At 64.2% G+C, this 3,643-nt stretch carries 5 protein-coding genes and 1 pseudogene; 2 read left to right on the plus strand and 4 right to left on the minus strand.

Going from position 1 to position 3,643, the window contains the following annotated elements:
- The coding region (locus tag EN949_RS33715) for a LysR family transcriptional regulator (protein WP_164770320.1) at nt 1-397 on the minus strand (397 nt) is incomplete at its 3' end.
- 119 nt (nt 398-516) lie between these two features.
- Between EN949_RS33715 and EN949_RS33720 the strand changes: the two genes are divergently transcribed.
- Entirely contained in the window at nt 517-987 is a 471-nt protein-coding gene (locus tag EN949_RS33720) for a DUF1348 family protein (RefSeq protein ID WP_063169093.1), read from the plus strand.
- A gap of 24 nt (nt 988-1,011) precedes the next feature.
- On the plus strand, nt 1,012-1,644 hold the full coding sequence (locus EN949_RS33725; RefSeq protein ID WP_063169092.1) for a pyridoxamine 5'-phosphate oxidase family protein: 633 nt from the start codon (nt 1,012-1,014) through the stop codon (nt 1,642-1,644).
- Here EN949_RS33725 and EN949_RS33730 read toward each other — a convergent pair whose 3' ends face one another.
- The 3 genes and pseudogenes from EN949_RS33730 to EN949_RS33740 all read right to left on the minus strand — a co-directional run.
- Nucleotides 1,645-2,370, minus strand: a complete 726-nt coding sequence (locus EN949_RS33730; RefSeq protein WP_127232236.1) for a YdcF family protein — start codon at nt 2,368-2,370, stop codon at nt 1,645-1,647. It abuts the gene before it with no gap.
- Nucleotides 2,371-2,503: 133 nt separating this feature from the next.
- Complete coding sequence (locus EN949_RS33735; protein WP_013529399.1) at nt 2,504-3,499, minus strand: ABC transporter permease; 996 nt, start codon at nt 3,497-3,499, stop codon at nt 2,504-2,506.
- Nucleotides 3,492-3,643 (minus strand): annotated as a pseudogene (locus EN949_RS33740) (cell division ATP-binding protein FtsE); the annotation flags it as partial. The gene EN949_RS33735 and the pseudogene EN949_RS33740, both read right to left, overlap by 8 nt.

Consider the following 3,643-nt stretch of genomic DNA (forward strand, 5'->3'; position numbering starts at 1 on the left):
GGGTTATGCGATCGGCCAATGTCAGGCGGATGTCCACGTCGGGATAGGCGGCGAGAAAGCCGGTGACGACCGGCAGCACGTGCAGGCGGCCAAAGACGACCGGCGCGGTGATGGCCAGTTCGCCGGTCGGAACACTGTATTCGCCGGCGGCCGTGCGTTCGGCCTCGCCGACGTCGTCCAGGATGCGGCGGCAGGCGGCAAGATAGGCCTGGCCGGCATCGGTCGGTGTCAGCCGTCGCGTCGAACGATTCAGGAGGCGTGTGTTCAGATGGCGCTCGAGATCGGAAATCTTGCGGCTGACCGTCGCCAGCGGAATGCCGAAACGGCGGCTGGCCGCGGAAAGGCTGCCGGCGTCCACCGCGGCGACAAAGAGCGACATGGCCTCGAGACGATCCATAGCTTCTTCCGAAAAATGGAAGGACAAGTTACGAATATGCCACCTGCCTTTGAATGATGGAAGGCTTATATTCCAGTCTGTCGGCCCTGCCTGCAGCATGGCCTCGCACAGGAGTTGCCATGTCCGAAGCCCGCCCGCCGCTGCCGCCGTTTACCGCCGAGACCGCAGCGCAGAAGGCGCGCATGGCCGAGGATGCCTGGAATTCACGCGATCCAGCGCGGGTCGCGCTCGCCTATACAAAGGACAGCCGCTGGCGCAACCGCGCCGAATTCCTGCAAGGCCGCGACGCCATCCAGGCCTTCCTGACGCGCAAATGGAGCCGCGAGCTCGACTACCGGCTGATCAAGGAGGTCTGGGCCTTCCACGGCAACCGCATCGCCGTGCGTTTCGCCTATGAATGGCACGACGACAGCGGTTCATGGTTCCGCAGCTACGGCAACGAGAACTGGGAATTCGACGAACACGGGCTGATGCGTCTGCGCATCGCCAGCATCAACGACCTGCCGATCAGCGAGGCAGATCGCAAGTATCACTGGCCGCTCGGCCGGCGGCCGGACGACCACCCGACACTGTCGGAGCTCGGACTTTAGCATCTTGCCGCAAGGAAGCTTTCGATGAACGCGCATGCTTTCACCAGCGACGTCGCCTTCACGCCGACCGTCAAGGCGATCCAGGCCCGCAAGGGCTCACGTCAGTCCTACGCCCGCGTCGAGGAGCGTGGCGGCTGGCAGGCCGGCATCACCCCGGACCTTGCCGCCTTCATCGAAATGCAGACCAGCGTCTTCCTGTCGACCGCCAACCGCGAGGGGCAGCCCTATGTCCAGCATCGCGGCGGGCCGGCCGGCTTCGTCAAGGTGCTGGATGAACATACGATCGGCTTCGCGGATTTTTCCGGCAACCGGCAGTTCATCACGCAGGGCAATCTGGCCGACAATCCAAGGGCGTTCCTGTTCCTGATCGACTATATGCACCGCCAGCGCATCAAGCTCTGGGGCACCGCGCGCGTCGTCGAGAACGATGCCGAACTGATGGCGAAGCTGATGCCGCAAGGCTACAGAGCGCGCGCCGAGCAGGTCGTCCTGTTCACGGTCTCGGCCTGGGATGCCAATTGCCCGCAGCATATTCCACAACGGTTCGAGGCAGCCGACGTCGCGGCGGCACTCGGCGAGCGGGACAAGCGTATCGAACGCCTTGAGCAGGAGATCGCACGGCTCAGGGGAAATTCGGGCGCGGCCGCAGGGGAATAATCAGCCGCCGGCCGCGGTTTCGGCCAGCGCGATGCCGTTGGGCGTCGGCTTGACAGGCACGATGCCGCGCGCCAGCGCAAGCAGATATTTGTTGTATTCGGTGAACAGCACGCGCAATGCCCGCGGCTTGGTCAGCCAGCCGCCATTGTCGAGGTTGGAATTGACCACCGGATAGGGCTCGAGCTTGGCGCCATGCAGCAGCCTGCCCATTTCCAGCAGGCTGCGCGGCATATGATAATTGTTGGTGACGAGGATCACCGTGCCATAGGCGTGGCTCTCGACCCATTTGGCGCTTTCCTCGGCATTGCCGATCGTGTCGAGCGCGGCGCGGTCGATGTCGACGCAACAGGAGAACAGATTCTTGTCGCCGCCGGTTGCCGCCTGCAGCTGGCGACGGCTGGCCGAAGGATGCACGCCGCTGATCAGCAGCCGTTCGCCCTTGCCGGACGCCAGCAGATCCATCGCGGCATCGAGGCGGGACTGGCCGCCGGTCAAGACGATGATCGCGTCTGCCCTGGCCGGATTGGCGGGCGTCGTCAGGGGACTGACCTTGTTGGCGAACCAACCGAAACCGCCGGCAAACAAAGTTGCAAGGATGAGGACGGAGAGGGCGGACAGGCGCAGCGTGGCTCTTAGACGGCTCACAGCGCGGCGGTCATGCGAACGTGCAACCACCACTGGCATCTGCCCAGCCGTACCGGTCGAATCCCGCGCGTCCATCGCCATATGGTTAATCCTGAAATGCGGCCTTGGGTAGGTAAAAGACGCACTTTGCGTTACGCGAATTCTCTATTCGTGATCACCCTGTTTTATCCATGTCGTTGTCCCAAAACCGGTTCCCACTTTTGGGCGACATGAATTAGCCTGCATCCGGTTGGCGGACATCGATGTCGCTGAGATAGGCAACGACGGTGGCGTGCGAGGTTGCCGCCGTCAGTCCGCCGATCACCAGCACCATCAAGACGACACCGAGATAGCCTGCCGAACCGATGGCGAAATTGCCGAACAGGGCGGTCGCCTGGTCGGCCTGCGGCGTCGCCATATTGCGCGACGACCACCAGGAAAAGACGATGAACACGAGCACTGCGGCGGCACCGCCGGCCGCCGCTCCCTTCATGCCGGTGACCAGGAAATGCCGGCGGAATTCGCGCGCGATAAAGCGTGCCTCGGCGCCGACGAAATGCAGGACTTCGATGATGTGACCGTTGCCGGCCATGGCGCCGCGCGTCGCGAACACCACCGTCAGCACCGTCGCCGACAGCATCAGCGCCAGCACGGCGATGCCGATGGTCACCGTGGTGCGGGCCATCGCCACCAGCCGGTCGACCCAGGTGCGGTGATCGTCGAGCGATGCGCTCGGCAGTTTCGGGGTGATCGCGGCGCGTATGGCGGCGAAATCGGGCGGGCTGTTCTCGTCGATGGTGACGATGATCAGTCGCGGCACCGGCAATTCGTCGATGTTGAGGCCCGAGCCCAGCCAGGGCTCAAGGAGCCGCGCGGTCGCCTCGCGGTCGATGATCCGGGTCGCCTTGACGCCGGGGAATTCGCCGGCGATCTGCGAGGCCTGGGTAAGGGCTGCTTCCATGTCGAGGCCGTCGACCGGCTTGATCTGGATCGTTGCCTCACGTGAAATCTGGTTCTCCCAGACGGACGCTGTGTCGCGCACCAGCGTCACCGCGCCGAAAGTCAGGCAGGACAGGAAGGTCATGATGGCGATGACCAGCACCAGCGCCCGGCCGGCGATGTTCTGCGCCGGCACGATCGGCGCCATCCTGCGCTGGGCGCGCGGCTTTGCTTCGGTCGCCTCGGCGTCCTGCTCCCTTTCCACAAAATGTTCGGCGGACAGTTCAGTCATAGATATCCAGCCTTCCCCCGGCCAGGATCATGCGGCGCGCGTAGACCTGCTCCATCAAGCCGAGGTCGTGGGTGGCGATCACCACGGCGGTGCCGAGACGGTTGAGTTCGATGAACAGCCGCAGCAGGCGTCGCGCCAGCGGCG

The organism is Mesorhizobium sp. M7A.F.Ca.US.007.01.2.1 (assembly GCF_003998165.1).
In the GTDB taxonomy this organism is placed as follows: Bacteria; Pseudomonadota; Alphaproteobacteria; order Rhizobiales; family Rhizobiaceae; genus Mesorhizobium; species Mesorhizobium ciceri.